The organism is Mycolicibacter hiberniae (assembly GCF_010729485.1).
GTDB classification, from domain to species: domain Bacteria; phylum Actinomycetota; class Actinomycetes; order Mycobacteriales; family Mycobacteriaceae; genus Mycobacterium; species Mycobacterium hiberniae.
The window spans coordinates 2,225,125-2,247,291 of sequence record NZ_AP022609.1; the positions used below are offsets into that span (position 1 = coordinate 2,225,125).

A 22,167-nucleotide genomic window follows, 5' to 3' on the forward strand; every position below is an offset into this window, starting at 1 on the left:
CCCTACAACAGCGTTATCCAGTAGTCCTGAAACCGAATAAATATCAACAGGAATAACGCGATAAACCATAACGCAGCCACGGTCCAGCGCCACCGGTGCAAATATTGCAAATTGTTGCGTATATCGCTCTGCTCATATGCCAGGGCTGCGAACATCACCAGCAGGCACAGCGTGACCGCCCAGACCACCATGCAGTACGGGCACAGCGCTCCGATGCGGTACAGGCTCTGAAAGATCAGCCAGTGCACGAAACCCGCCCCCGCCAGGGTGCCCAGTGCCAGCCCGTTCCAATACCACCGGGGCAGTGGAACTTTCCCAACAGCCAGCACACCGGTGACGATCACCACGGTGAATGCGATGATGCCCAGCAGCGGGTTGGGGAAGCCCAGCACGGAGGCCTGCGGGGTGACCATCACCGACCCGCACGACAGCACCGGGTTGAGGTTGCACGACGGCACGTACCCCGAGTCCAGCAGCAGCTTGATCTTCTCGACGGTCAGCGTGACCGAGGCGGCCAGCCCGATGACTCCGCCGATCAGCACCGCCCAGGCCCGCGACGCGGCGAGCGGCACCGCCTGCTGCTCGTGCGGTTCTACCGCCGAAGCGGTGATGGTCACGACTCCGGGGCCGCGGGCACCGACATGCCCGGCAGGTCACCGACGATCTCGCGGATCTTGGAGACCAGGGCCTCTGGGGTGGAGGGCCGGTAGTCCTCGCCGTTGATCCGCAACGTGGGGGTGGCGTGGATGCCGCCGGCCGCAGCCATACCGCCCACCATCTTGAGGTATTTGCCGCTGTTGATGCACGCCGGAACGGTCCCGGCAGCCCCGGCCTGGCGGGCCAGCTCGATGAGGCGCTTGTTGTCCGGGAAGTCGGTCCCGATCTCCGACGGCTGAAGCTGCTCGGTGTAGAGCGCGGTGTGGAACCGGCGGAAGGCGTCGTTGTTCTCGTCGGCGACGCAGTAGGCGGCGGCACCGGCACGCGACGAGTAGTTGTCGTTCTGCGGCCGGTCCAGGATCGCGACCATGTGGTAGTCGGCGGCGATCGCCCCGCTGTCGATCAGCCGGGACACGGTGGGACCGAAGGCCCGCTCCAGGTTGCCGCAGGCCGGGCAGAGGAAGTCCTCATAGAACGTCAGCACGGCCTTGGGCTCGTCGGTGCCCTCCTTGGTGACCAGCTTGCTCGAGGTGACCCGGACCGCCTCGCCGGCACTGGCGCCCTTCTTGTGGCCGTTGGACACCACGATGTAGCCGATCAGACCCACCGCGAAGACCACCACGATGGCGACCAGCCCGATCTGCATGGCGAGATTGCGTTTCTGGTCGCCGGCCTTCAAGCCGGAGGCGCCGGGGCGTTTGGGTTTGCTGGCCACAGTCGGTTGGTCCTCGTCTTCGGTGGTCGGTTGTGCGGCTCTACAGTACCGGCGTGAGCGGCCTCAGCCGCGGCTGAGGTGGGCGCGCAGCGCCGAGATCAGCTCACCAGTGGCAGTCGCGCTGCCGCCGCCCAGACCGAACAGATTGATGAACGCGTGTGTCAAGGTCGGCATCCGCCGCAGGTCGACGACGACTCCGGCCTCGCGCAGGGCCGCAGCGAACTGCTCGCCCTCGTCGTAGAGCGGATCGAAACCCGCCAGCGCCATCAGTACCGGCGGCAGTCCCGACAGGTCGTCGGCCAGCAGCGGAGACACCCGCGGGTCACTGGGGTCGAGCTGCGATCGGCCCACATATTGCTCGGTGAACCAGTCGATGTCGTGCTTGGTCAGCAGGAAACCCTCCCCGTAGAGGGTGCGCGAGCGGGTCTGGGCGGTGCTGTCGGCCACCGGGTAGATCAGCCACTGCAGCACGGGCGCCGGCCCGCCCTCGTCGCGGGCCCGCAGCGCCACCCCGGCGGCCAGGTTGGCGCCCGCGCTGTCCCCGCCGACAGCGACCCGGCCGGTCAGTCCGCCCAGTTCGGCGGCGTGGTCGACGGCCCAGCGGAACGCCGCGCAGGCGTCGTCGAGTGCCGCCGGCGCGGGATGCTCGGGCGCCAGCCGGTAATCCACCGACAGCACCGCAACGTCGCCGTCACGGCAGGTCAGCCGACAGATCGCGTCGTGGCTGTCCAAGTCGCCGAGCACAAATCCGCCACCGTGGTAGAAGACGAGCAGCGGCTTGGCGCCGTCACCGGGCGGGCGGTAGTGCCGAGCGGCGATGTCGCCGGCGGGGCCGGGCAACACGAGGTCGCGTACATCGACGCGGATGTCGCCGCCGCCGAGCCCGTCGGAGGTCAGGCGCAACTGGGCGCGGGAGGCGTCCGCGTCGTCACCGATGACCAATCCGTGGACACCCATCGCGTGCTGTGCGGCCAGCGTCAATCGCAGCGTGGGGTCGAGGGTCTTGCCGTCGATGGTCACCGACCGCCCGCCGGTCAGGAGCCGCTGCACCCCGATCGGCAGCCTTGGAGTGACCTTCATGCCGGCCTTCACCAGGGTGCTCTTTAGCTGATCGGACCACCTGGCACCCCGCCGGGAACCGGGCCCGGCTGGCAGACTTCGTGGCATGGCTGCTGGAGATGGCTTGCGTTCGGTCACGCTCAACGACGGTAATTCCATCCCCAGCGTCGGTTTTGGGGTTTACAAGATTTCGCCCGCCGAGACCGAACGCGCGGTGAGCAGTGCGCTGGCGGCCGGCTACCGCCACATCGACACCGCGGCCCTCTACGGCAACGAACGCGAGGTGGGCCGCGCCGTCGCAGCCTCTGGGCTGGGGCGCGACGAGGTCTATGTGGTCACCAAGGTGTGGAACGCCGACCAGGGCTACGACTCGACGCTGAGGGCGTTCGAGGCGAGCATGGACCGGCTCGGGCTGGACGTTCTGGACCTGTACCTGATCCACTGGCCCCTGCCGATGCGCGGCAAGTTCGTCGAGACCTTCCGGGCCATGGCCCACCTGCGGGATCAGGGCCGGATCCGCTCGATCGGGGTGAGCAACTTCGCCGCCGATCACCTCAAGGTGCTCATCGATGCGACCGGGATCGTGCCGGTGGTCAATCAGATCGAGCTGCACCCGCGCTTCAGCCAGCCCGAACTGCGTGCGCTGCACGCCCGCCTCGGCATCGCCGCCGAGGCCTGGGCGCCGTTGGGGCGCGGTTCGCTGCTGACACATCCGACGGTCGCCGCGGTGGCGCGGCGGTGCGGCAAGACCCCGGCACAGGTGCTGATCCGGTGGCATATCCAGCTGGGTAATATCGTGATTCCGAAATCGGTCCACCGGGAGCGCATCGTCGGCAACTTCGAGGTCTTCGACTTCGAACTCGGCACGCCAGAGATGGCCGAGATATCCTCGCTCGACGACGGCGCCCGGCTGGGGCCCGATCCACGAACGTTCGATTACACAGGTAGGTGAAATGACGTCGGGCACTGCGATCCCCTCTGTCACGCTCAACGACGGTCACACCATGCCGACTCTGGGCATCGGGGTGGGCGAGTTGTCCGAGGCCGAAACCGAGCGGGCCGTCTCGACGGCGCTCGAGCTGGGCTGCCGGCTGATCGACACCGCCAAGGTGTACGGCAACGAGGCCGCGGTGGGCCGAGCCATCGCGGCGTCGGGAATCCCGCGCGAGGAGGTGTTCGTCACCACCAAGCTGGCCAACGCCGACCAGGGCCTGACCGCCGCCATCGAGGCCTGCAAGGCCAGCCTGGAGCGGCTCGGGATGGACTACATGGACCTCTACCTGATCCATTGGCCGGCCCCGCCGCTGGGCATGTACGTGGACAGCTTCGGCGGGCTGATCCAAACCCGGGAGATGGGACTGGCCCGGTCGATCGGGGTGTGCAACTTCACCACCCAGCACATCGACGATGTGATCGATTTGGCGTTCGAGACTCCTTCGGTCAACCAGATCGAGCTGCACCCGCTGCTCAACCAGGCCGAGCTGCGTGCCGCCAACGCTGAGCGCGGCATCGTCACGGAGGCGTACAGCCCGCTGGCGGTGGGCCGCCTGCTCGACCACCCGACGGTTACCGCGATCGCCGCCGAGTACGGCAAGACCCCGGCGCAGGTGCTGATCCGGTGGAGCCTGCAGCTGGGCAACGTGGTGATCCCCCGCTCGGCCCAGCCGGAGCGCATCGCCGCCAACCTCGACGTGTTCGGCTTCGAGCTGGCCGAGGAGCACATGGACAGCCTCAACGGCCTCAACGACGGCACGCGGGTCCGCGAAGACCCGCTGACCTACACCGGCACCTAGGCCATCCCGCAGCCGTCCGTCCCGGGCGCTGCACCGTTACCCGGTCGGACAGGTGGCCGCGGCGTCGCGCAGTACCTCCGCCGACGGCTGGTCGAGTCGCAGCTCGTAGCCGCGCACCACCGCGAGGTAGGCGATCGCGTACTGACAGGCGAACGAGCGGTTCGGCGGCATCCACTGCCCCGGGCCGGCATCGCCCTTGTCCTGGTTGGCCTGCCCGGCGACCGCCAGCAGGTTGGCGGGATCGTTGGCGAAGCGCAGCCGCTGGCGGTAGGTCCAGCCCGAAGCTCCCATGTCCCAGGCGTAGGCCAGCGGGACGATGTGGTCGATCTGCACGGCTTCGCCGATCTTCGCGCCACGGGTGAAGGCGACGACGGCATTGGTATAGGGGTCGTGCAGGGTTCCGGTGGCCACCGCGGCGGGGCAGCGTTTGGTCGAGACCCGGGTGATGTCCACCAGATCGCGGTTGAGGATGTCGTCCCGGGTATCGCAGCCGTTGCGTCCGCCGGGGGCGTCGTTGTCGTCGTCCCAGGCCTGGCCGAACAGTGCGCGGCGGTAGTCGTAGCGGTGGGTGCGCACCGGTACCACCGAGATACCGGCCAGGACATCAGCGCCCGCCGCCACGGTGGGCATCCCGGCCTGCGCTGCCAGGTCACGGCTGCGCTGGCCGGAGGCCGAGACGGTCTGGTAGGCCACCAGCACCGCGATCGCCGCCGCGACGGCCATCCACAGCAGGGTCCTGCGATGCGGGTTCATGACTTGTCCAGGTATTCGATGCCGGTGAAATGTGCTGCCAGCGTTGCCAGCCCGGCATCGGTGGGGTCGGCTTCCCACGCCTTGTCGCACCATTCCCGGGCGGCTTCGATGACCTCGCCATGGTCGGTCAGCGACAACAGTTTCAGTCCGCCGCGCCAGCCGGACTGGGTGCGGCCCAGCACATCACCCTCGCCACGTTCCCGAAGATCCAGATCGGCCAGCGCAAAGCCGTCCAGCGTGGCGGCCACGGCCTCCAGGCGCCTGCCGGCCCGGGACCCCTCGGTTGCCGAGGTGACCAGCAGGCACAGGCTGGCGTGCTCGCCACGCCCGATCCGTCCGCGCAGCTGATGCAGCTGGCTGATACCGAATCGGTCGGCGTCGGCCACCAGCATCACCGTCGCATTCGGGACGTCGACACCGACCTCGATCACGGTCGTACACACCAACACGTCCACCATCCCGGACCGGAACGCGCTCATCACCGCGTCCTTCTCATCGGCGGACAACCGGCCGTGCATCAATCCGAGCCGCAGTCCCGCCAACGGCCCGGATCCCAAACGCTCGTAGAGCTCTACCGCGGTCGCCGACGGCCGCAGCGGCCCCTGATCGCCGGCCTGCGCCGCGGGCTCGTCGTTCTCGTCGATGCGCGGCGCCACCACGTAGGCCTGCCGGCCGGACGCGACCTCTTCCCGGATCCTTTCCCAGGCCCGTTGCAGCCAGGCCGGTTTGGTCTTCTCAAAGATCACCGAGGAGCGGATCGGCTGCCGCCCGCGTGGCAGCTCACGCAGCGTGGAGGTCTCCAGGTCACCGTAAACGGTCAGGGCCACGGTGCGCGGGATCGGCGTCGCGGTCATCACCAGCAGATGCGGCGTGATCCCCGCGGGAGCCTTGGCCCGCAACTGATCGCGCTGCTCCACCCCGAAGCGATGCTGTTCGTCGACCACCACCATGCCGAGCCGGTGGAACTCGACAGAGTCTTGCAACAGGGCGTGGGTGCCCACCACGATCCCCGCGGTGCCGTCGGTGATCTGAGCCCGAACCTGCTTCTTGGCCGGCGCCGACATCGACCCGGTGAGCAACGCCACCGCGGTGGCATGGTCCGCACCGCCGAGCTGACCCCCCAGGGCCAGTGGGCCGAGCATGTCTCGCATTGAACGAACATGCTGAGCGGCAAGGACTTCCGTCGGCGCAAGCAACGCGCACTGGTAACCCGCGTCGACCATCTGCAGCATCGCCAGCAGCGCAACCACAGTCTTTCCGGAGCCGACCTCACCCTGCAACATCCGGTTCATCGGACGGGTCGCGGTCAACTCCGCGTGCAAGACGTCGAGCACTTCGCGCTGCCCGGCCGTCAGTTCGAAGGGCAGCCGGCTCATCATCTGCGCGGCCAGCCCGTCGCTGCTCGCAGGTGCCGACGGTCCGGATTCGGACAGTTCGCCGTTGCGGCGCGCGGCCAGCGCCCATTGCAGCCCCACCGCCTCATCGAAAGTCAGCCGCTCGCGGGCCCGGTCGCGCTGCGCCGCGCTCTCGGCGAGGTGGATCGCGCGAAGCGCCTCGTCTTCGCCGATCAGCCCGCGCTCGGCCAGCAGCGCGGCCGGCAGCGGCTCGGGCACCGGGTCGAGAATTTCCAGAACCTGTCGCACACAGGCGAATATGTCCCAGCTCTGCAGCTTGGTGCTCGCCGGATAGATCGGATAGCAGGCCCGCTCGAACTCCGACTGCAGCACTTCGCCACTGATCGCCTGAGAGGCATCGGCGATGTTGCGCAGCGAGTCACTACCGAAGTTGTCCTGGTTCGGCACGTCCAGGATGAGGAAGTCGGGGTGCGTCAGTTGAAGTTTGCGGTTGAAGTAGCCGACCTCGCCGGACAGCATCACCCGGGTTCCCGGGGTGAGTTTGTATTTCAGGCCGCGCGCGTTGAAGAAGGTGGCACTGACCTTCTGCTGGCCGCTGCCCAGGGTGATCACCAGATATTCGTTGGGCCGCCGGCCCGGCTGGCGCCTCATCGGTCTGGCCACGGCGGTGGCGATGGTGTCCACCAGGGTGATGTGTTCGCCCTCGAGCGCCTGGGCGTCGTCGACGCCGCGTTTGGTCGCGCCCTCGACGTAGCTGCGGGGGTAGTGCCGCAGCAGGTCGTCGACCGTACGGATTCCGAAGAACTCGTCGAGTTTGGCGGCCGCGTCCGAACCCAGCACGTAGTCCAGCCGGTCGGCCAACGTGACCATCGTCACTCGACCCCGATCAGCAGTGCGTCCCCCCGATGCCCGGTGAAGTAGGTCGCCAGCTCGGTACCCGGGTGCCGATCGTGCACGTGCCGGGCCAACACCTCGATGACTTGCCCACCGAAGCCCGCCCCGAACAGCACCGTCACCAGCTCACCGCCGGCGGCCAGCATCAGGTCGATCAGACCGATCGCCGCCGCTCCGACATCGCGGGCCACGATCAACACCTCGTCGCCGGCGATGCCCAGGCCGTCACCGGGTTGGCAGGAGCCCGCCCAGGTCAGTGCCTGTTCAGTCGCCACCCGCACCGACCCGAGCCGAGTTCCGCCGGCCGCCCGGGCCATGGTGTAGCCGTCGTCGACCAGCGGACGGCCCGGATCGTGCACCGCCAGTGCCGCCAGGCCCTGCACCATCGAGCCGGTCGGCACCGGCACCACGTCCACCCCCCACCCGATGGCCGCCGTAGCGCCCGCCACCAGTTCCTCGGCGGCGACGTAGCCGTTGGGCAGCAGCATCACCTGGGCTGCGCCGGTGTCGACCACCGCCCGCAGCAGCTGCTGCGCGGAGACCATCATCACCGGCTCCGCGCTGTGCGGGTCCGGCCGCAGTACGCAGGCGCCCTCGGAGTCGAACAGCGCCTCGGCGCCGTCGCCGTCGACCACGGCGAGCACCGCGCGCTCCCGTGTCCAGCTGCCCGGAGACGGGCCGGTGGCCCCGGCCAGCGCGGAGATCTGGATCCGGCGCGGCCGGCCGAACGCCAGCCCGGCCTCGACGGCGGCACCGGCGTCATCGGTGTGCACGTGCACCGAATATCCACCGACCACGCCCGAGGTTGCGATCGCGACCGATTCGCCGAGCTGCGTCAACCGTTCGCGCAGGGCCTCGGTGTCCTCGGGGCTGCATTCGCCGAGGAGGTACATCACCTCGAACTGGGGTGCCGGCGGCTCGGTGCCCGCTTCGGGTGTCCGGGGCCGCGGCGACGGTTGATACCGGGCCCGCACCGGGGCCTGCCCGGTGACCGTCGAACGCAGCGCGTCGAGCAGCACCAGCAGGCCGCGACCGCCCGCGTCGACCACCCCGGCCTCGGCGAGCACGTCGAGCTGGGTGGTGGTGGCCTCGAGCGCCTCGGCGGCGGCGTCGGTGCCCGCCACCAGCGCCGGACCCAACTCGGCCCCCTGCGCCGCAGACCGCTGCACGGCAGCAGCCGCGGCCTGCAGAACCGACACGATGGTGCCGGGGACCTCGCGGCCTCCCATCGAGGTGACCACCAGCTCCACCCCGTGCCGTAAGCCGGCTGCGAGCAGCGCCGCGTCGATCACGGTGGTGCCGGCCCCGCGTTCGGCCGTCACATCGGCCAGGCCCCGCAAGATCTGCGACAGGATCACCCCGGAGTTGCCCCGGGCGCCGTGCAGCGCTCCGGACGACAGTGCGGCCGCCACCCGCCCGACCTCGCCCGAGGCCGCCTCGGTGTTGGCCTCGGCCAGGGCCGAGCGCATGGTGAACAGCATGTTGGTGCCGGTGTCGCAGTCGGCGACCGGGAAAACGTTGAGCTGGTTGATCTCGTCGGTGTGGGTGATCAGGTCGCCGACGGCGGTGTGCGCCCAGTCCCGCAAGGTCGCCGCATCCAGCAGACGATCGGGGTTGCCCACCTCCACCCACCTTCCTGCCGTGCCTCCGGTGGCCGCAAGCCTAATCACTTCGGACGACAGCACAGCTCACCCACGTCCGGTCGGGACGGGGCGTTTTGGTGGTTGCCCCGCCCGGCGGGTATCCTGATCAGGTTGTCGGGCCACCCGCTGAGGTCGTTGGCCCTCAAGCAGACGTTTTGAGGAGTGTCACATATGGCTGCCGTGTGCGATATCTGCGGAAAGGGCCCCGGCTTCGGCAAGTCGGTGTCCCACTCGCACCGTCGGACCAGCCGTCGGTGGGACCCGAACATCCAGGTTGTGCACGCCGCCCGTCCCGGCGGTAACAAGCAGCGCCTGAACGCCTGCACTTCCTGCATCAAGGCCGGCAAGGTCGTCCGCGGCTAACTCCGCGTTCCCGGCTACCCGGGCGCCCGCTTCGGCGGCCGTCTTGGCGGCTTCACTGCAGACGCCAGTCGATCGGCTCGGCTCCCAGCTGTGCCAGCAGCTCGTTGGCGCGGCTGAAGGGGCGCGATCCGAAGAACCCACGCGACGCCGAAAGCGGCGACGGGTGCGGTGACTCGATGGTGAGGCAGTGCTCGTTGAGCATCGGCTTGAGCGTCCCGGCGTCGCGGCCCCACAAGATCGCCACCATGGGCCGTCGGCGGGCCACCAGCGCGCGGATCGCACACTCGGTGATCGCCTCCCAGCCCTTGCCGCGATGCGACGCGGGCGCACCCGGTTGCACCGTCAGCACCCTGTTGAGCAGCAGCACACCGCGCTGCGCCCACGGGGACAGATCACCGTTGGAGGGCGTGGGATAACCCAGGTCCGCGGTGTACTCGGTGAAGATGTTCGCCAGGCTGCGCGGCAACGGCCGCACATGCGGTGCCACCGAGAAGCTGAGGCCCACCGCGTGGCCCGGCGTCGGGTAGGGGTCCTGCCCGACGATCAGCACCCGTACGTCGTCGAACGGAAAGCTGAAGGCGCGCAAGATGTTCTGCCCCTCCGGCAGATAGCCGCGGCCGGCCGTCGTCTCCTCACGCAGGAACTTTCCCAGCACGGCTACTTGATCGCTCACCGGCGCCAGCGCAGTGGCCCAACCGCTTTCGACAAGTTCGGGAAGTGGACGAGCACTCATGGTGTCTCAACGTAACGGTGCGCCGGGATCGAACGACTGCCAGCCCGCCTGCCCGTCCCACACGACCCCGTCGACCAGCACCCGCGCCGGCCCGGGCAGCACGTGACCGATGGCGCGCCAACCGGCCGGGACGCCGTCGGGAAACGCGGCGACCAAGGCGTGATCCTCTCCCCCGCCCAGCACCCACGACCACGGGTCGGCGCCGACTGCCGCAGCCGCGGAAGCCAGCACCCGGTGATCGGGCGCCAGCGCCGCCGTGGACACGTCCAGCGTCACCTGTGATGCGTCCGCCAGGTGCCCCAGGTCGGCGATCAATCCATCGGAGACGTCGGTCATCGCCTGAGCGCCGGCGCCGGCGGCCACCGCACCCTGCCCGTAGGGCGGCTCCGGGACCAGATGCCGCTGCTCGAGCTCGGGGAATCCCCCGGCACCGTCGCTCAAGAGCCGCAGACCCGCCGCGGAGCGGCCCAGGTCGCCGGCCACCGCCAGCGTCGTCCCGGGGCGCGCGCCGGACCGCAGCACCGGAGCCCGGCCGGCCAGCTCTCCCAGCACCGTCACCGACACCACCCAGCGGTCGGCCTGAACCAGGTCGCCGCCGACCACGCCCGCGCCCAGGCGCTCGGCCTCGGCCCACATCCCGTCGGCCAGGGCCGCGGCGTCTGCGGCGGGCGTGTCGGAGGGCGCCCCGAAACCGACCACGAACGCGGTGGGGCGTGCCCCCATCGCCTCGATATCGGCCGCGTTCTGCGCGATGGCCTTGCGCCCGACCTGCTCGGGGGCCGACCAGTCCAGCCGGAAATGCCGCCCTTCGACCAGCATGTCGGTGGAGACCACCACCCGGCCGTCGGCGCAGCCCACCACCGCCGCGTCGTCGCCGGGTCCCAGCTGCGTGGTGGCGGGCTGACGGCGCCCGGCAACCAGCCGGTCGATCATGGGAAACTCTCCAAGCTGACCCAGCGTGGGCTCATTACCGCGCACAGCCTGGAGTGTAGGTGCGATCAGAATGGTGGGCGGGGCGTGATCGGTCCGGACAACGATGCAGACGACGGGCCGCCGCGCTTTGCCCTGATCCTGGCGCTGGTGGTGGCCGTCGCCGCGGTGGGTATCGCACTGACGGTCGCCGCGGTGCGCCACCCGGGCGGGCGGGGTGCCGAACCGGTCCCGCTCGCCACGGTGCCCGCCCCGCAGGCCGACAGCGCCGACTGCCATGCCGTGTTGGACGCGCTGCCGACTGCGCTCGGCGACTATCGGCGCGCCGAGCTGGCCGAACCGGCCCCGCCGGGCGCCGCTGCCTGGACCGCCGCGGACGGTGCGGCGGTTGTGCTGCGCTGCGGGCTGGACCGGCCGACCGACTTCGTGGTGGGTTCACCCATCCAGGTGGTCGATCACGTGCAGTGGTTCGAGGTTCGCGAAGGTGACCGGGCCACCTGGTATGTGGTGGACCGGAGTACCTATCTGGCGCTCACCCTGCCGCCGGGTTCGGGGCCCACGCCTATCCAGGAGATTTCGGATCTGATTGCCGAGAAGTGGGCGCCGGTGGCGATCCGGCCGGGCCCGCCGCGCTGAGTGGTTTCGCCGAACGTGCATTCACGCCGAGGATCTGCCTGATTTTCCGCCCTGAGTGCACGTTCGGCGCGGCGGCGGGCGTCGAGCGCGTCAGCGCAGGCCCACCCCGCGAGCCAGCGCGGTGTCGACCATGGTCCCCAGCAGCGTGGAATAGTCCATGCCGCTGGCCGACCACATCCGTGGGTACATCGAGATCGTCGTGAAGCCCGGCATGGTGTTGATCTCGTTGATCACCGGACCGCTGTCGGTCAAGAAGAAGTCCACCCGGGCCAGGCCCTGGCAGTCCAGCGCGGCGAACGCCCGGATGGCCAGCTGCTGCACCGCGGCGGCGACATCGTCGTCGACCTTGGCCGGCACGTCGAGTTCGGCGGCGTCATCGAGGTACTTGGTGGCGAAGTCGTAGAACGCGTCGTCGGGGTCGCGGGTGCCGGCCACCCGGATCTCGCCCAGCGTGCTGGCGGCCACCGTGCCGTCGGGGAACTCGAGCACCCCGCATTCGATCTCGCGGCCGACGATCGCGCCCTCGACAATGACCTTCGGGTCGTGCCGGCGAGCCTCGGCGATCGCGGCGGGAAGCTCGTCATACGACGTCACCCGGCTCACGCCGATCGATGATCCGCCGCGCGCCGGTTTGACGAACAGCGGAAGCCCCAGGCGCTGCCGCTCGTCGTCGGACAGCGTCTCCTGAGCGGCCCGCAACACCGCGTACGGCCCGATCGGCAGGCCGTCGGCGGCCAGCAGCTTCTTGGTGAACTCCTTGTCCATGCCCGCCGCGCTGGCCAACACCCCGGCACCCACGTAGGGCACCCCGGCCAACTCCAGCAGCCCCTGTACGGTGCCGTCCTCGCCGTAGGGTCCGTGCAGCACCGGAAACACCACGTCGACCGACGCCAGCACCTCTGCGGGCCCCGCAGCGGAGAACGCGACCAACTGACCGGCCCGCTGGGGGTCGGCTGCCAGCGCCAGCTCAGCACCCGAGTCCGTGCTGACCGACGGCAGTTGCCGGTCGGTGATCGCCAGGGCGTCCGGGTTGCCGTCGGTGAGTACCCACGCCCCCTGCGGGGTGATCCCTACCGCGACGACCTCGAAGCGTTGCGGGTCAAGGTTGCGCAGGATGCTGCCCGCTGAGACACAGGAGATGGCGTGCTCACTGCTGCGGCCGCCGAAGACGACGGCCACGCGGGTCCGTTCGTGGGAATTCACACGCCAGAGGGTACCGGGGGCGGCTCACTCCGGTTTGGTGTGACGTCCCAGCAGCAGTGCCACCGCCTCGGTGACCGACAGCCCCTGGTGGCACACCCGGTGCACGGCGTCGGTCAAGGGCATCTCCACGTCGTAGCTCGACGCCAGTGCCAGCACCGACTGACACGAGGTCACCCCTTCGACGACATGGCCGTCGGTGGTGCTCGCCAAACCCGCCGATCCGGGGGACGGCGGCAACGCCTCGCCCCGGCCGAGCCGCTCCCCGAACGAACGGTTGCGCGAATGCGGCGACGTGCAGGTCGCCACCAGGTCGCCTACTCCGGCCAGGCCCGCCAGGGTGGTGTCCTTGGCGCCCAGCGCCACACCCAGCCGAATGATCTCGGCGAGGCCGCGGGTGATGATCGCGGCCGCGGTGTTCTCCCCCAGACCCACCCCCGCTGCCATCCCACAGGCCAACGCGATGATGTTCTTGCAGGCGCCGCCGATCTCGGCACCGATGACATCGGCGTTGGTGTAAGGCCGGAAATAACCGGTGTTGAGCATCCGTTGCAGCGCCACCGCACGACCGGAGTCCGTGCAGGCGACCACCGTGGCCGCGGGCTGGCCCGCGGCGATCTCGGCCGCCAGGTTGGGACCCGACACCACCGCGACCTGGCCGGGATCGAATCCCGTTACCGCCACGATCACCTGGCTCATCCGCATCAGCGTGCCCAGCTCGATGCCCTTGGCGACGCTGACCAGCGTGGCACTGCTGGTGAGGTACGGCGTCCAGCTCTGCAGATTGGCCCGCATGGTCTGCGCCGGTACAGCCAGCACGACGGTCGTCGCGCCGTCCAGCGCCTCCGCGGGATCGCAGGTGGCCCGCACCGCGTCGGGCACGGTGAAGCCCGGCAGATAGTCGGGGTTGAGCCGGGACTCGTTGATCTGGGTGGCGATGTCGGGCCGGCGTGCCCAGAGTTTGACCGCACTGCCGGCGTCGGCGAGCACCTTCGCCAGCGCGGTGCCCCACGCACCCGCCCCCATCACCGCGACCGTGCCGTCGGTGCCGACCATCGAACACCACCTCCCTTAAGCGCATCACCCTATCGGGGACCGCGAGCGCGGCGGAGCCGGGCGAGGCGGGGTCACCGCCACCGGAACCGGGGACCGCGAGCCGTCGAACCCCACGCTGGCAGGATGGGTCGGGTGAACTCCGCACAGGCCGAGGAATCCGGTATCGGGGTGATCATTGCCGTCAAGCGGCTCAGCGTGGCCAAGACGAGGCTGGCGCCGGCATTTCCGGCACCGGTGCGGGAGGCCGTGGCGCTGGCCATGCTGGCCGACACCATCACCGCCGCGCTGGACGCCCGGGGGCTCGACCACATCACCGTGGTCACCCCGGACGAGGCCGCCGCCGCGACGGCCACCGAGCTCGGCGCGGAGGTGCTGCAGGATCCGACACCGGAGGGTCACGGCGACCCGCTGAACAACGCGCTCGCCGCAGCCGCGGCCAAGGTGGCCGCTTCTGTGCCGAACATCGTTGTTTTACAAGGGGATTTACCGGCGCTGCAATCGTACGAACTCGACGAGGCGATCACCGCCGCGCGGGCACATCAGCGCAGCTTTGTCGCCGACCGCCAAGGGATGGGCACTGTGGCGCTGTTCGCATTCGGCGCCCCCCTCGAACCACGGTTCGGCCGGGATTCCTCGAAACGGCACCGGCAATCCGGTGCCCTGGAACTGACCGGCGCCTGGCCCGGCCTGCGCTGCGACATCGACACGCCCGAGGATCTGGCAGTGGCGCGCCGGCTCGGAGTCGGTACGGCGACGGCCCGCGCGCTCGCACACGCCAAGACCGGTGGCAGCAACATGCGCTATGAGCAATGATTTATCAGTGGACGAAATTGAGGGCGGCGAGCTCACCGAGACGCGTATCGATACCAACTGGCGTCCGAAAGACTCCACTCCGACGGCGCCGCCTGCGGCCACGGCGGGTCTCCCGGTCGGCGGCGATAACGACGAACTACCTGCCGATCGCTATCTCAACCGCGAACTGAGTTGGCTGGACTTCAATGCCCGGGTGTTGGCGCTGGCCGCCGACACCTCGCTACCCCTGCTGGAGCGCGCCAAGTTTCTGGCCATCTTCGCCTCCAACCTCGATGAGTTCTACATGGTGCGGGTCGCCGGCCTCAAACGCCGTGACGAGATGGGCCTGTCGGTCCGTTCCGCCGACGGCCTGACCCCGCGTGAGCAACTGCGCCGGATCGGCGAGCAGACCCAGCTGATCGCCACCAACCACGCGCGGGTGTTCCTCGACTCGGTCCGCCCGGCGCTGGCCGCCGAAGGCATCCACGTGGTGACGTGGGCCGACCTGTCGCCCGCCGAACGAGACCAGTTGTCGGTGTACTTCCACGAGCAGGTGTTCCCGGTGCTGACGCCGCTGGCCGTCGACCCGGCACACCCGTTCCCGTTCGTCAGCGGCCTCAGTTTGAACCTGGCGGTGACAGTCAAGCGCCCCGAGGACGGCGGAAGTCACTTCGCGCGGGTGAAGGTTCCCGACAACGTCGACCGTTTCGTCGAACTCGATGCCGGTGCCGACGGCGGCGACAGCCGGGGCGGGGTCCGATTCCTGCCGATGGAGGAGCTGATCGCGGCGTTTTTGCCGGTGCTGTTCCCCGGTATGGAGATCGTCGAACATCATGCGTTCCGCATCACGCGCAACGCCGATTTCGAGGTCGAAGAGGACCGCGACGAGGACCTGTTGCAGGCCCTGGAGCGGGAGCTGGCGCGTCGCAGGTTCGGATCGCCGGTCCGCCTCGAAGTCGCCGACGACATGACCGAGCACATGCTGGAGTTACTCCTGCGCGAACTCGACGTGAATCCGGGCGACGTCATCGAGGTGCCCGGCCTGCTGGATCTTTCGTCGCTGTGGCAGGTCTACGGCCAGGACCGGCCCGACCTCAAAGACCGCACCTTCGTGCCGGCGACGCACCCGGCGTTCGCCGAACGGGAGACCCCCAAAAGCATTTTCGCGACCCTGCGCGAGGGCGATGTGCTGGTGCACCACCCCTATGACTCATTCGCCACCAGTGTGCAACGGTTCGTCGAGCAGGCCGCCGCCGACCCGGGCGTGCTGGCTATCAAGCAGACGCTCTACCGCACCTCGGGTGATTCACCGATCGTCACCGCGCTGATCGACGCCGCCGAGGCGGGCAAGCAGGTGGTGGCCCTGGTTGAGATCAAGGCCCGCTTCGACGAGCAGGCCAATATCAAGTGGGCGCGCAAGCTGGAACAGGCCGGTGTGCACGTGGTGTACGGGCTGATCGGGTTGAAAACCCACTGCAAGGTCGCGCTTGTGGTGCGCCGCGAAGGGTCCGCGATCCGGCGGTACTGCCACATCGGCACCGGCAACTACAACTCCAAAACCGCACGGCTTTACGAGGATGTGGGTCTGCTCACCGCCGATCCGGACATCGGCGCCGACCTGACGGACCTGTTCAACTCCTTGACGGGGTATTCACGCAAAGTCGCCTACCGAAACCTGTTGGTGGCGCCCTACGGCGTGCGGACCGGCATCATCGAACGCATTGAACGTGAGGTTGCCGCGCACCGCGACACCGGCCTCGGCCGAATCCGGCTCAAGCTCAACTCGCTGGTCGACGAGCAGGTGATCGACGCGCTCTACCGCGCCTCGCGGGCCGGGGTGCGTGTCGAGCTGGTGGTACGCGGGATCTGCGCACTGCGGCCCGGGGTCGAGGGATTCTCCGAAAACATCATCGTCCGGTCGATTCTCGGCCGATTCCTGGAACACTCTCGCATCATCCACTTCCGCGCCATCGATGAGTTCTGGATCGGCAGCGCCGACATGATGCACCGCAATCTGGACCGCCGTGTCGAGGTGATGGTGCAGGTGAAAAACCCCCGGCTCACTGCACAACTCGGCGATGTGTTCGATTCCGCGATGGACCCGGCCACCCGTTGCTGGGAGCTCGGTCCAGACGGTCAGTGGACCGCGGAGCCGCACGACGGGGCCACCGTCCGCGATCACCAGGTATCGCTGATGGAACGCCACCGCAATCCCTGACCGACCGCCCATCCACCGCCCAGCCCGAACTGACCTAGCAGGAGTGCAAGGTGCTCGAAACGACGGTGTCGAAGGGCTCTTCGCCGGCCGACAAGGTGATCCGCGCCGCCGGCGCCGTGCTGTGGCGGATGCGGCACGGCGGCGTCGAAGTTGCCGTCATTCACCGCCCCCGTTATGACGACTGGTCCCTGCCGAAGGGCAAGGTCGATCCCGGGGAGAACGAGCCGGTGACTGCCGTGCGGGAGATCCTGGAGGAGACCGGCCAGCACGCGCACCTGGGCCGCCGACTGGGGGCGGTCAGCTACCCGGTGGCGCAGGGCACCAAAAAGGTGCGGTACTGGGCCGCCCGGGCCCTGGGCGGAGACTTCACGCCCAATGACGAGGTAGACGAACTGGCATGGCTGCCGGTCGACGCGGCGATGCAGGAACTGCAGTACCCCCACGACCGGAAGATATTGCGGCGGTTCACCAAGGCGCCCGCCGATACCGAGACGGTGTTGATCGTGCGGCACGGCACCGCCGGGCGCCGATCACGCTTCTCCGGAGATGACCGCGAGCGGCCGTTGGACAAGATGGGCCGCGCCCAGGCCGAGGCGCTCACCGGCCTGCTACTGGCTTTCGGCGCCACCGATGTGTACGCGGCCGACCGGGTGCGCTGTGAGCAGACGGTGGAGCCCCTGGCCGCCGAACTCGGGGTTGAGGTGCGTGCCGAGCCGACGCTGACCGAAGAGGCCTACTCCCACAACCCCAAGCGTGCCCGCCGCAGGGTGATGGAGATCGCCCAGCTCGGCGGCACGCCGGTTATCTGCACCCAGGGCAAGGTGATTCCCGACCTGATCGCCTGGTGGTGTGCGCGCGACGGCATCAAGCCCGACAAGTCGCGCAATCGCAAAGGCAGTACCTGGGTGCTGTCGCGGTCGGGTGGCCGGCTGGTCGCCGCCGATCATCTCGGCAGCCCGCTGGCCGGCCACAAGTCGACATAAACGACCGAGCGCCGCGGGGATAGCCCCGCGGCGCTCGGCTGTTCGTGGTTACTTGCGGCCCTTGCGAGCCGGGGCCTTGGTCGCGGCCTTCTTGGCCGGAGCCTTCTTGGCCGGAGCCGCCTTGGTCGCGGCCTTCTTCGCGACGACCTTCTTGGCCGGAGCCGCCTTGGTCGCGGCCTTCTTCGCGACGACCTTCTTGGCCGGAGCCGCCTTGGTCGCGGCCTTCTTCGCGACGACCTTCTTGGCCGGGGCCTTGGTCACCGCCTTCTTGGCCGGAGCCTTGGTCACCGCCTTCTTGGCCGGAGCCGCCTTGGTCACGGCCTTCTTGGCCGGAACCTTCTTGGCCGGGGCCTTCGCTGCTGCCTTGGTGGTGGCCTTGGCGGCGGTCTTCTTCGCCGCAGCCTTGGCGGCCTTCTTAGCCGGCGACTTCTTCGCAGCCTTGGCCGCGGTGGTGCTGGTACCAGCGCCACGCTTGACGGCGAGTCCCTCAGCCGGGACGCGCTGCGCGCCAGAAACAATCGCCTTGAACTGCGCACCGGGGCGGAATGCGGGAACTGACGTCGGCTTCACCTTGACCGTTTCACCGGTGCGGGGATTGCGGGCGACGCGCGCGGCGCGACGACGACGCTCGAAGACGCCGAACCCGGTGATGGTGACGCTCTCACCCTTGTGGACGGCGCGCACAATGGCATTGACGAAATGCTCGACGGCTTCGGTCGCCGACCGACGGTCGGTGTCCAATTCCTTTGTGAGCACGTCGATGAGCTCTGCTTTGTTCATCCAATCCCTCCGAGACCAGTGGCCCTACTTGAGCCGACTAGTGCACACGGTAATCCCTGATACCACAAATATCCAAGAGCCACGCGCAATTTCAGACGAGATTATAGGCGAATTCGGTAATCCGGTTACCGCCCTTGAACGCCGGTCACAGCACTGCGCCCACCGGAAATTAAGGTCGGCTGCGCCACCTCACGAAGCAGGCAGGGTGCGCGGCTTCCAGCTCGGCCGAGCGGCCTCAAATGCGTCGATGTCTTCGAGTTTCCGCAGCGTAAGACCTATATCGTCGAGCCCTTCGGACAATCGCCAGGCGGTGTAGTCATCAATCGTGAACGGCACCACCACCGTTCCGGCGGTGATATTCCGATCTTGAAGATTGACAGTGATTTCCAGACCCGGGCTCTGCTCGATGAGCTTCCACAGCAGTTCCACATCATCCTGGGCCACCTGGGCGGCAAGCAGGCCTGCCTTGCCGGCATTGCCCCGGAAGATGTCGGCGAATCGAGACGAGATCACCACCCGGAACCCGTAGTCGAGCAGCGCCCACACCGCGTGTTCCCGCGACGACCCGGTGCCGAAGTCCGGCCCCGCCACCAGCACCGAACCTTTGTCGAACGGGCTGAGATTCAGCACGAAGGAGGGGTCGGTGCGCCACGTGGCGAACAGACCGTCCTCGAAGCCGGTCCGGGTGATGCGCTTCAAATAGACCGCGGGAATAATCTGGTCGGTGTCGACATTGGACTGGCGCAGCGGGACGCCGATTCCGGTGTGGGTGTGGAAAGCTTTCATGACTAGGCTCCTTTAAAAGGCCGTGGCGGTCAGTTCAAGTCGGCGGGGGCCGACAGCCTGCCGCGGACAGCGGTGGCGGCGGCTACAGCCGGGGAAACCAGATGGGTGCGTCCACCCTTGCCCTGCCGGCCCTCGAAATTGCGGTTGGACGTCGACGCCGAGCGCTGACCGGGTGACAGCTGATCCGGGTTCATCCCCAGACACATCGAACATCCGGGTTGGCGCCACTCGGCACCCGCCGCGGTGAAAACCTCGGCCAGGCCTTCTGCTTCGGCTTGATTGCGCACGCGCATCGAGCCCGGCACCACGAGCATGCGCACCCCGTCGGCGACCTGGCGTCCTCGCAGCACATCGGCAACCGCACGCAGGTCCTCGATACGGCCGTTGGTGCACGATCCGACGAAGACGGTGTCGACCGGGATGTCGCGCATCGGCGTGCCCGGTGCAAGATCCATGTAGGCCAACGCCTTCTCGGCGGCGCGCCGCTCCGCCTCGTCGGTGATCGACTCGGGGTCGGGTACTTCGGCGCCCAGTGGGACGCCCTGGCCGGGGTTGGTGCCCCACGTGACGAACGGTGTCAGCGCAGCGGCGTCCAGGTGGACCTCAGCGTCGAACGTGGCACCGGGGTCGGTGCGCAGGCTGCTCCAGTAGGCCACCGCGGCGTCCCAATCCGCACCGGTGGGCGCGTGCGGCTTGCCTCGCAGATACTCGTAAGTGGTCTCGTCGGGAGCGACCATTCCGGCCCGAGCGCCGGCCTCAATGCTCATGTTGCAGATCGTCATCCGGGCCTCCATCGACAGTGCTTCGATGGCGCTGCCGCGGTACTCGATGACGTAGCCCTGGCCGCCGCCGGTGCCGATCTGGGCGATCACCGCCAAGATGATGTCCTTGGCCGTCACACCGTCGGCGAGCTGCCCGTCGACGTTGACCGCCATCGTCTTGAACGGACGCAGCGGCAGCGTCTGGGTAGCCAGCACGTGTTCAACCTCGGACGTGCCGATGCCCATCGCCAGCGCCCCGAATGCGCCGTGCGTGGAGGTGTGACTGTCGCCGCAGACCACCGTCGTGCCCGGCTGGGTGAGCCCCAGTTGCGGGCCGATGATGTGCACGATCCCCTGATCGATATCGCCCATGGGGTGCAAACGGATGCCGAACTCAGCACAGTTGCTCCGCAGCGTCTCGACCTGGGTCCGCGACACCGGGTCGGCGATCGGCTTGTCGATGTCCACCGTGGGCACGTTGTGGTCCTCGGTGGCGATGGTCAGATCCGGGCGCCGGACCGGCCGGCCGGCCAGCCGCAGCCCCTCGAAGGCCTGCGGGCTGGTCACTTCGTGCACCAGGTGCAGATCGATGTAGATCAGGTCGGGTTCAGTCCCACCACCGGATACCACGACGTGGTCTGCCCAGACCTTTTCGGCCAGGGTGCGAGGCTGCTCGGTCTTGAACATCACTGCCATCCCTCAATCTGTCCATCTCATATTTTGAGACGCTAGTATCTCTATATGGGACAGCATAGCGGCATCGGCGTTCTGGACAAAGCACTGGCGGTACTGCACTCGATCGCCGAATCGCCATGCGGACTGGCCGAACTGTGCGACCGCACCGGCCTGCCCCGCGCCACCGCGCACCGGCTGGCCGCAGGGCTGGAAACCCACCGACTGCTCGGGCGCGACACCGAGGGGCGCTGGCAGATCGGTCCCGCCGTCAGCGAACTGGCGGTCCACGCCGACGATCCGCTCCGAACGGCCGGCGCGGCGGTCCTGCCCCGGCTGCGGGAGATCACCGGGGAGAGCGTGCAGTTGTACCGCCGAGAGGGCGCCGAACGGGTCTGCGTCGCGGCGCTGGAACCGCCTGCCGGGCTGCGCGACACCGTTCCGATCGGTTCCCGGCTGCCGATGACCGCCGGTTCGGGGGCCAAAGTGCTGTTGGCCTATGCCGAGCCCACGATGCAGCAGGACATGCTGTCGAAGGCGGCGTTCACCAGTCGCACCCTGGCGGAGATCCGCCGGCGGGGCTGGGCGCAGAGCGTCGCCGAACGAGAGCCGGGGGTGGCCAGTGTGTCGGCGCCGGTACGCGATCGCCGCGGCGCGGTGGTGGCTGCCGTCTCGGTCTCGGGCCCGATCGACCGGATGGGCCGACGCCCGGGGGCACGCTGGGCCGCCGACCTGCTCGCTGCCGCCGACGCGCTCACCGAGCGACTGTAGATCGCGGCGCGGGCGCCGGACTGCCCGCACACCGGCGGCACGCCGGTTGACTCGCGTCTGCGCGCCGGGGCATCCGGTCTGCCTGACAGACTGCAGACATGGGAACCAAACAGCGCGCACAGATCGTCATGACCGACACCGAGGTCGCCGACTTCGTCACCAACCACCGCACCGGCACACTGGCCACCATCGGCCCCGACGGTCGGCCTCACCTGACGGCGATGTGGTACGCCGTGCTCGACGGCGAGATCTGGCTCGAAACCAAGGCGAAGTCGCAGAAGGCGGTGAACATGCGCCGCGATCCGCGGGTCACCTTCCTGCTGGAGGCCGGCGAGACGTACGACACGCTGCGCGGGGTGGCCTTCGACGGCGTGGCGGAGATCGTCGACGACCCGGAAATCCTGTTCCGGGTGGGCGTCAGCGTCTGGGAGCGCTACACCGGGCCCTACTCCGAGGAGATGAAGCCGGCCGTCGAGGCCATGATGAACAACCGGGTGGCTGTGCGCATCGTCACTTCGCGCACCCGCTCTTGGGATCACCGCAAGCTCGGCCTGCCGGCGATGCCGCTGGGTGGAACCACTGCAGCCACCGACGACTGACGACAACTCGCCAGACAC

At 68.6% G+C, this 22,167-nt stretch carries 22 protein-coding genes; 9 read left to right on the top strand and 13 right to left on the bottom strand.

What is annotated here, in order from left to right; all coding sequences use genetic code 11:
- Positions 1-2: 2 nt before the first annotated feature.
- The 3 genes from G6N14_RS10490 to G6N14_RS10500 form a co-directional block, all read right to left on the bottom strand.
- A complete protein-coding gene (locus tag G6N14_RS10490; RefSeq protein ID WP_234809052.1) occupies positions 3-611 on the bottom strand; it encodes a vitamin K epoxide reductase family protein in 609 nt (202 codons plus the stop codon).
- 2 nt (positions 612-613) lie between these two features.
- Complete coding sequence (locus G6N14_RS10495) at positions 614-1,372, bottom strand: DsbA family protein (RefSeq protein ID WP_085137702.1); 759 nt, start codon at positions 1,370-1,372, stop codon at positions 614-616.
- A 63-nt stretch (positions 1,373-1,435) separates the two neighbouring features.
- Complete coding sequence (locus G6N14_RS10500) at positions 1,436-2,539, bottom strand: alpha/beta hydrolase (RefSeq protein WP_085137700.1); 1,104 nt, start codon at positions 2,537-2,539, stop codon at positions 1,436-1,438.
- Here G6N14_RS10500 and G6N14_RS10505 point away from each other — a divergent pair.
- Entirely contained in the window at positions 2,538-3,383 is an 846-nt protein-coding gene (locus G6N14_RS10505; protein ID WP_179960826.1) for an aldo/keto reductase, read from the top strand. The two genes, G6N14_RS10500 and G6N14_RS10505, sit on opposite strands and share 2 nt — an antisense overlap.
- A gap of 1 nt (position 3,384) precedes the next feature.
- On the top strand, positions 3,385-4,224 hold the full coding sequence (locus G6N14_RS10510) for an aldo/keto reductase (RefSeq protein WP_085137696.1): 840 nt from the start codon (positions 3,385-3,387) through the stop codon (positions 4,222-4,224).
- A 36-nt stretch (positions 4,225-4,260) separates the two neighbouring features.
- Here the strand turns inward: G6N14_RS10510 and G6N14_RS10515 are convergent, their stop codons facing one another.
- From G6N14_RS10515 to G6N14_RS10525, 3 genes are read right to left on the bottom strand one after another with little or no spacing between them, the layout of a single operon-like run.
- A complete protein-coding gene (locus G6N14_RS10515) occupies positions 4,261-4,977 on the bottom strand; it encodes an HNH endonuclease family protein (protein WP_085137694.1) in 717 nt (238 codons plus the stop codon).
- Positions 4,974-7,202, bottom strand: a complete 2,229-nt coding sequence (recG, locus tag G6N14_RS10520; protein WP_085137693.1) for an ATP-dependent DNA helicase RecG — start codon at positions 7,200-7,202, stop codon at positions 4,974-4,976. The genes G6N14_RS10515 and recG overlap by 4 nt, the downstream gene beginning before the upstream one ends.
- A gap of 2 nt (positions 7,203-7,204) precedes the next feature.
- Complete coding sequence (locus tag G6N14_RS10525) at positions 7,205-8,848, bottom strand: fatty acid kinase ATP-binding subunit FakA (RefSeq protein ID WP_163787127.1); 1,644 nt, start codon at positions 8,846-8,848, stop codon at positions 7,205-7,207.
- A 192-nt stretch (positions 8,849-9,040) separates the two neighbouring features.
- Here G6N14_RS10525 and rpmB point away from each other — a divergent pair, with 192 nt between their 5' ends.
- Entirely contained in the window at positions 9,041-9,232 is a 192-nt protein-coding gene (rpmB, locus tag G6N14_RS10530) for a 50S ribosomal protein L28 (protein ID WP_024443272.1), read from the top strand.
- Between the two features lie 52 nt (positions 9,233-9,284).
- Here rpmB and G6N14_RS10535 read toward each other — a convergent pair whose 3' ends face one another.
- Positions 9,285-9,965 (bottom strand): uracil-DNA glycosylase, encoded by a 681-nt coding sequence (locus G6N14_RS10535; RefSeq protein WP_085137689.1) that lies wholly within the window; start codon positions 9,963-9,965, stop codon positions 9,285-9,287.
- Positions 9,966-9,971: 6 nt separating this feature from the next.
- On the bottom strand, positions 9,972-10,964 hold the full coding sequence (locus tag G6N14_RS10540; RefSeq protein ID WP_407663166.1) for a thiamine-phosphate kinase: 993 nt from the start codon (positions 10,962-10,964) through the stop codon (positions 9,972-9,974).
- Positions 10,965-10,982: 18 nt separating this feature from the next.
- On the opposite strand from G6N14_RS10540, the gene G6N14_RS10545 reads away from it, so the two are divergent.
- Positions 10,983-11,531, top strand: coding sequence for a DUF3515 domain-containing protein (locus tag G6N14_RS10545; RefSeq protein WP_085137875.1), 549 nt, complete (start codon positions 10,983-10,985; stop codon positions 11,529-11,531).
- A gap of 90 nt (positions 11,532-11,621) precedes the next feature.
- Here the strand turns inward: G6N14_RS10545 and G6N14_RS10550 are convergent, their stop codons facing one another.
- Both G6N14_RS10550 and G6N14_RS10555 read right to left on the bottom strand, forming a co-directional pair.
- On the bottom strand, positions 11,622-12,734 hold the full coding sequence (locus G6N14_RS10550) for a D-alanine--D-alanine ligase family protein (RefSeq protein ID WP_085137687.1): 1,113 nt from the start codon (positions 12,732-12,734) through the stop codon (positions 11,622-11,624).
- A gap of 24 nt (positions 12,735-12,758) precedes the next feature.
- On the bottom strand, positions 12,759-13,787 hold the full coding sequence (locus G6N14_RS10555) for an NAD(P)H-dependent glycerol-3-phosphate dehydrogenase (RefSeq protein WP_085137685.1): 1,029 nt from the start codon (positions 13,785-13,787) through the stop codon (positions 12,759-12,761).
- Between the two features lie 123 nt (positions 13,788-13,910).
- On the opposite strand from G6N14_RS10555, the gene cofC reads away from it, so the two are divergent.
- From cofC to mutT1, 3 genes are read left to right on the top strand one after another with little or no spacing between them, the layout of a single operon-like run.
- Positions 13,911-14,600: a 2-phospho-L-lactate guanylyltransferase gene (gene cofC, locus G6N14_RS10560; protein WP_085137683.1), complete on the top strand. Its 690-nt coding sequence runs from the start codon at positions 13,911-13,913 to the stop codon at positions 14,598-14,600.
- Positions 14,590-16,797, top strand: a complete 2,208-nt coding sequence (locus tag G6N14_RS10565; RefSeq protein ID WP_085137681.1) for an RNA degradosome polyphosphate kinase — start codon at positions 14,590-14,592, stop codon at positions 16,795-16,797. Before cofC ends, G6N14_RS10565 begins: the two co-directional genes overlap by 11 nt.
- Before the next feature lie 50 nt (positions 16,798-16,847).
- Positions 16,848-17,780 (top strand): 8-oxo-(d)GTP phosphatase MutT1, encoded by a 933-nt coding sequence (mutT1, locus tag G6N14_RS10570; RefSeq protein WP_085137679.1) that lies wholly within the window; start codon positions 16,848-16,850, stop codon positions 17,778-17,780.
- A gap of 48 nt (positions 17,781-17,828) precedes the next feature.
- Here the strand turns inward: mutT1 and G6N14_RS10575 are convergent, their stop codons facing one another.
- The 3 genes from G6N14_RS10575 to leuC form a co-directional block, all read right to left on the bottom strand.
- Entirely contained in the window at positions 17,829-18,560 is a 732-nt protein-coding gene (locus G6N14_RS10575; protein WP_163787129.1) for an HU family DNA-binding protein, read from the bottom strand.
- 189 nt (positions 18,561-18,749) lie between these two features.
- The gene (gene leuD, locus G6N14_RS10580; protein ID WP_085137675.1) at positions 18,750-19,346 is read right to left on the bottom strand and encodes a 3-isopropylmalate dehydratase small subunit; all 597 of its coding nucleotides are present in this window, start codon (positions 19,344-19,346) and stop codon (positions 18,750-18,752) included.
- Positions 19,347-19,375: 29 nt separating this feature from the next.
- On the bottom strand, positions 19,376-20,794 hold the full coding sequence (leuC, locus tag G6N14_RS10585; RefSeq protein WP_085137874.1) for a 3-isopropylmalate dehydratase large subunit: 1,419 nt from the start codon (positions 20,792-20,794) through the stop codon (positions 19,376-19,378).
- A 54-nt stretch (positions 20,795-20,848) separates the two neighbouring features.
- Here leuC and G6N14_RS10590 point away from each other — a divergent pair, with 54 nt between their 5' ends.
- Both G6N14_RS10590 and G6N14_RS10595 read left to right on the top strand, forming a co-directional pair.
- A complete protein-coding gene (locus G6N14_RS10590) occupies positions 20,849-21,550 on the top strand; it encodes an IclR family transcriptional regulator (RefSeq protein ID WP_085137673.1) in 702 nt (233 codons plus the stop codon).
- A gap of 98 nt (positions 21,551-21,648) precedes the next feature.
- Entirely contained in the window at positions 21,649-22,149 is a 501-nt protein-coding gene (locus tag G6N14_RS10595; protein WP_085137671.1) for a PPOX class F420-dependent oxidoreductase, read from the top strand.
- Positions 22,150-22,167: the final 18 nt, after the last annotated feature.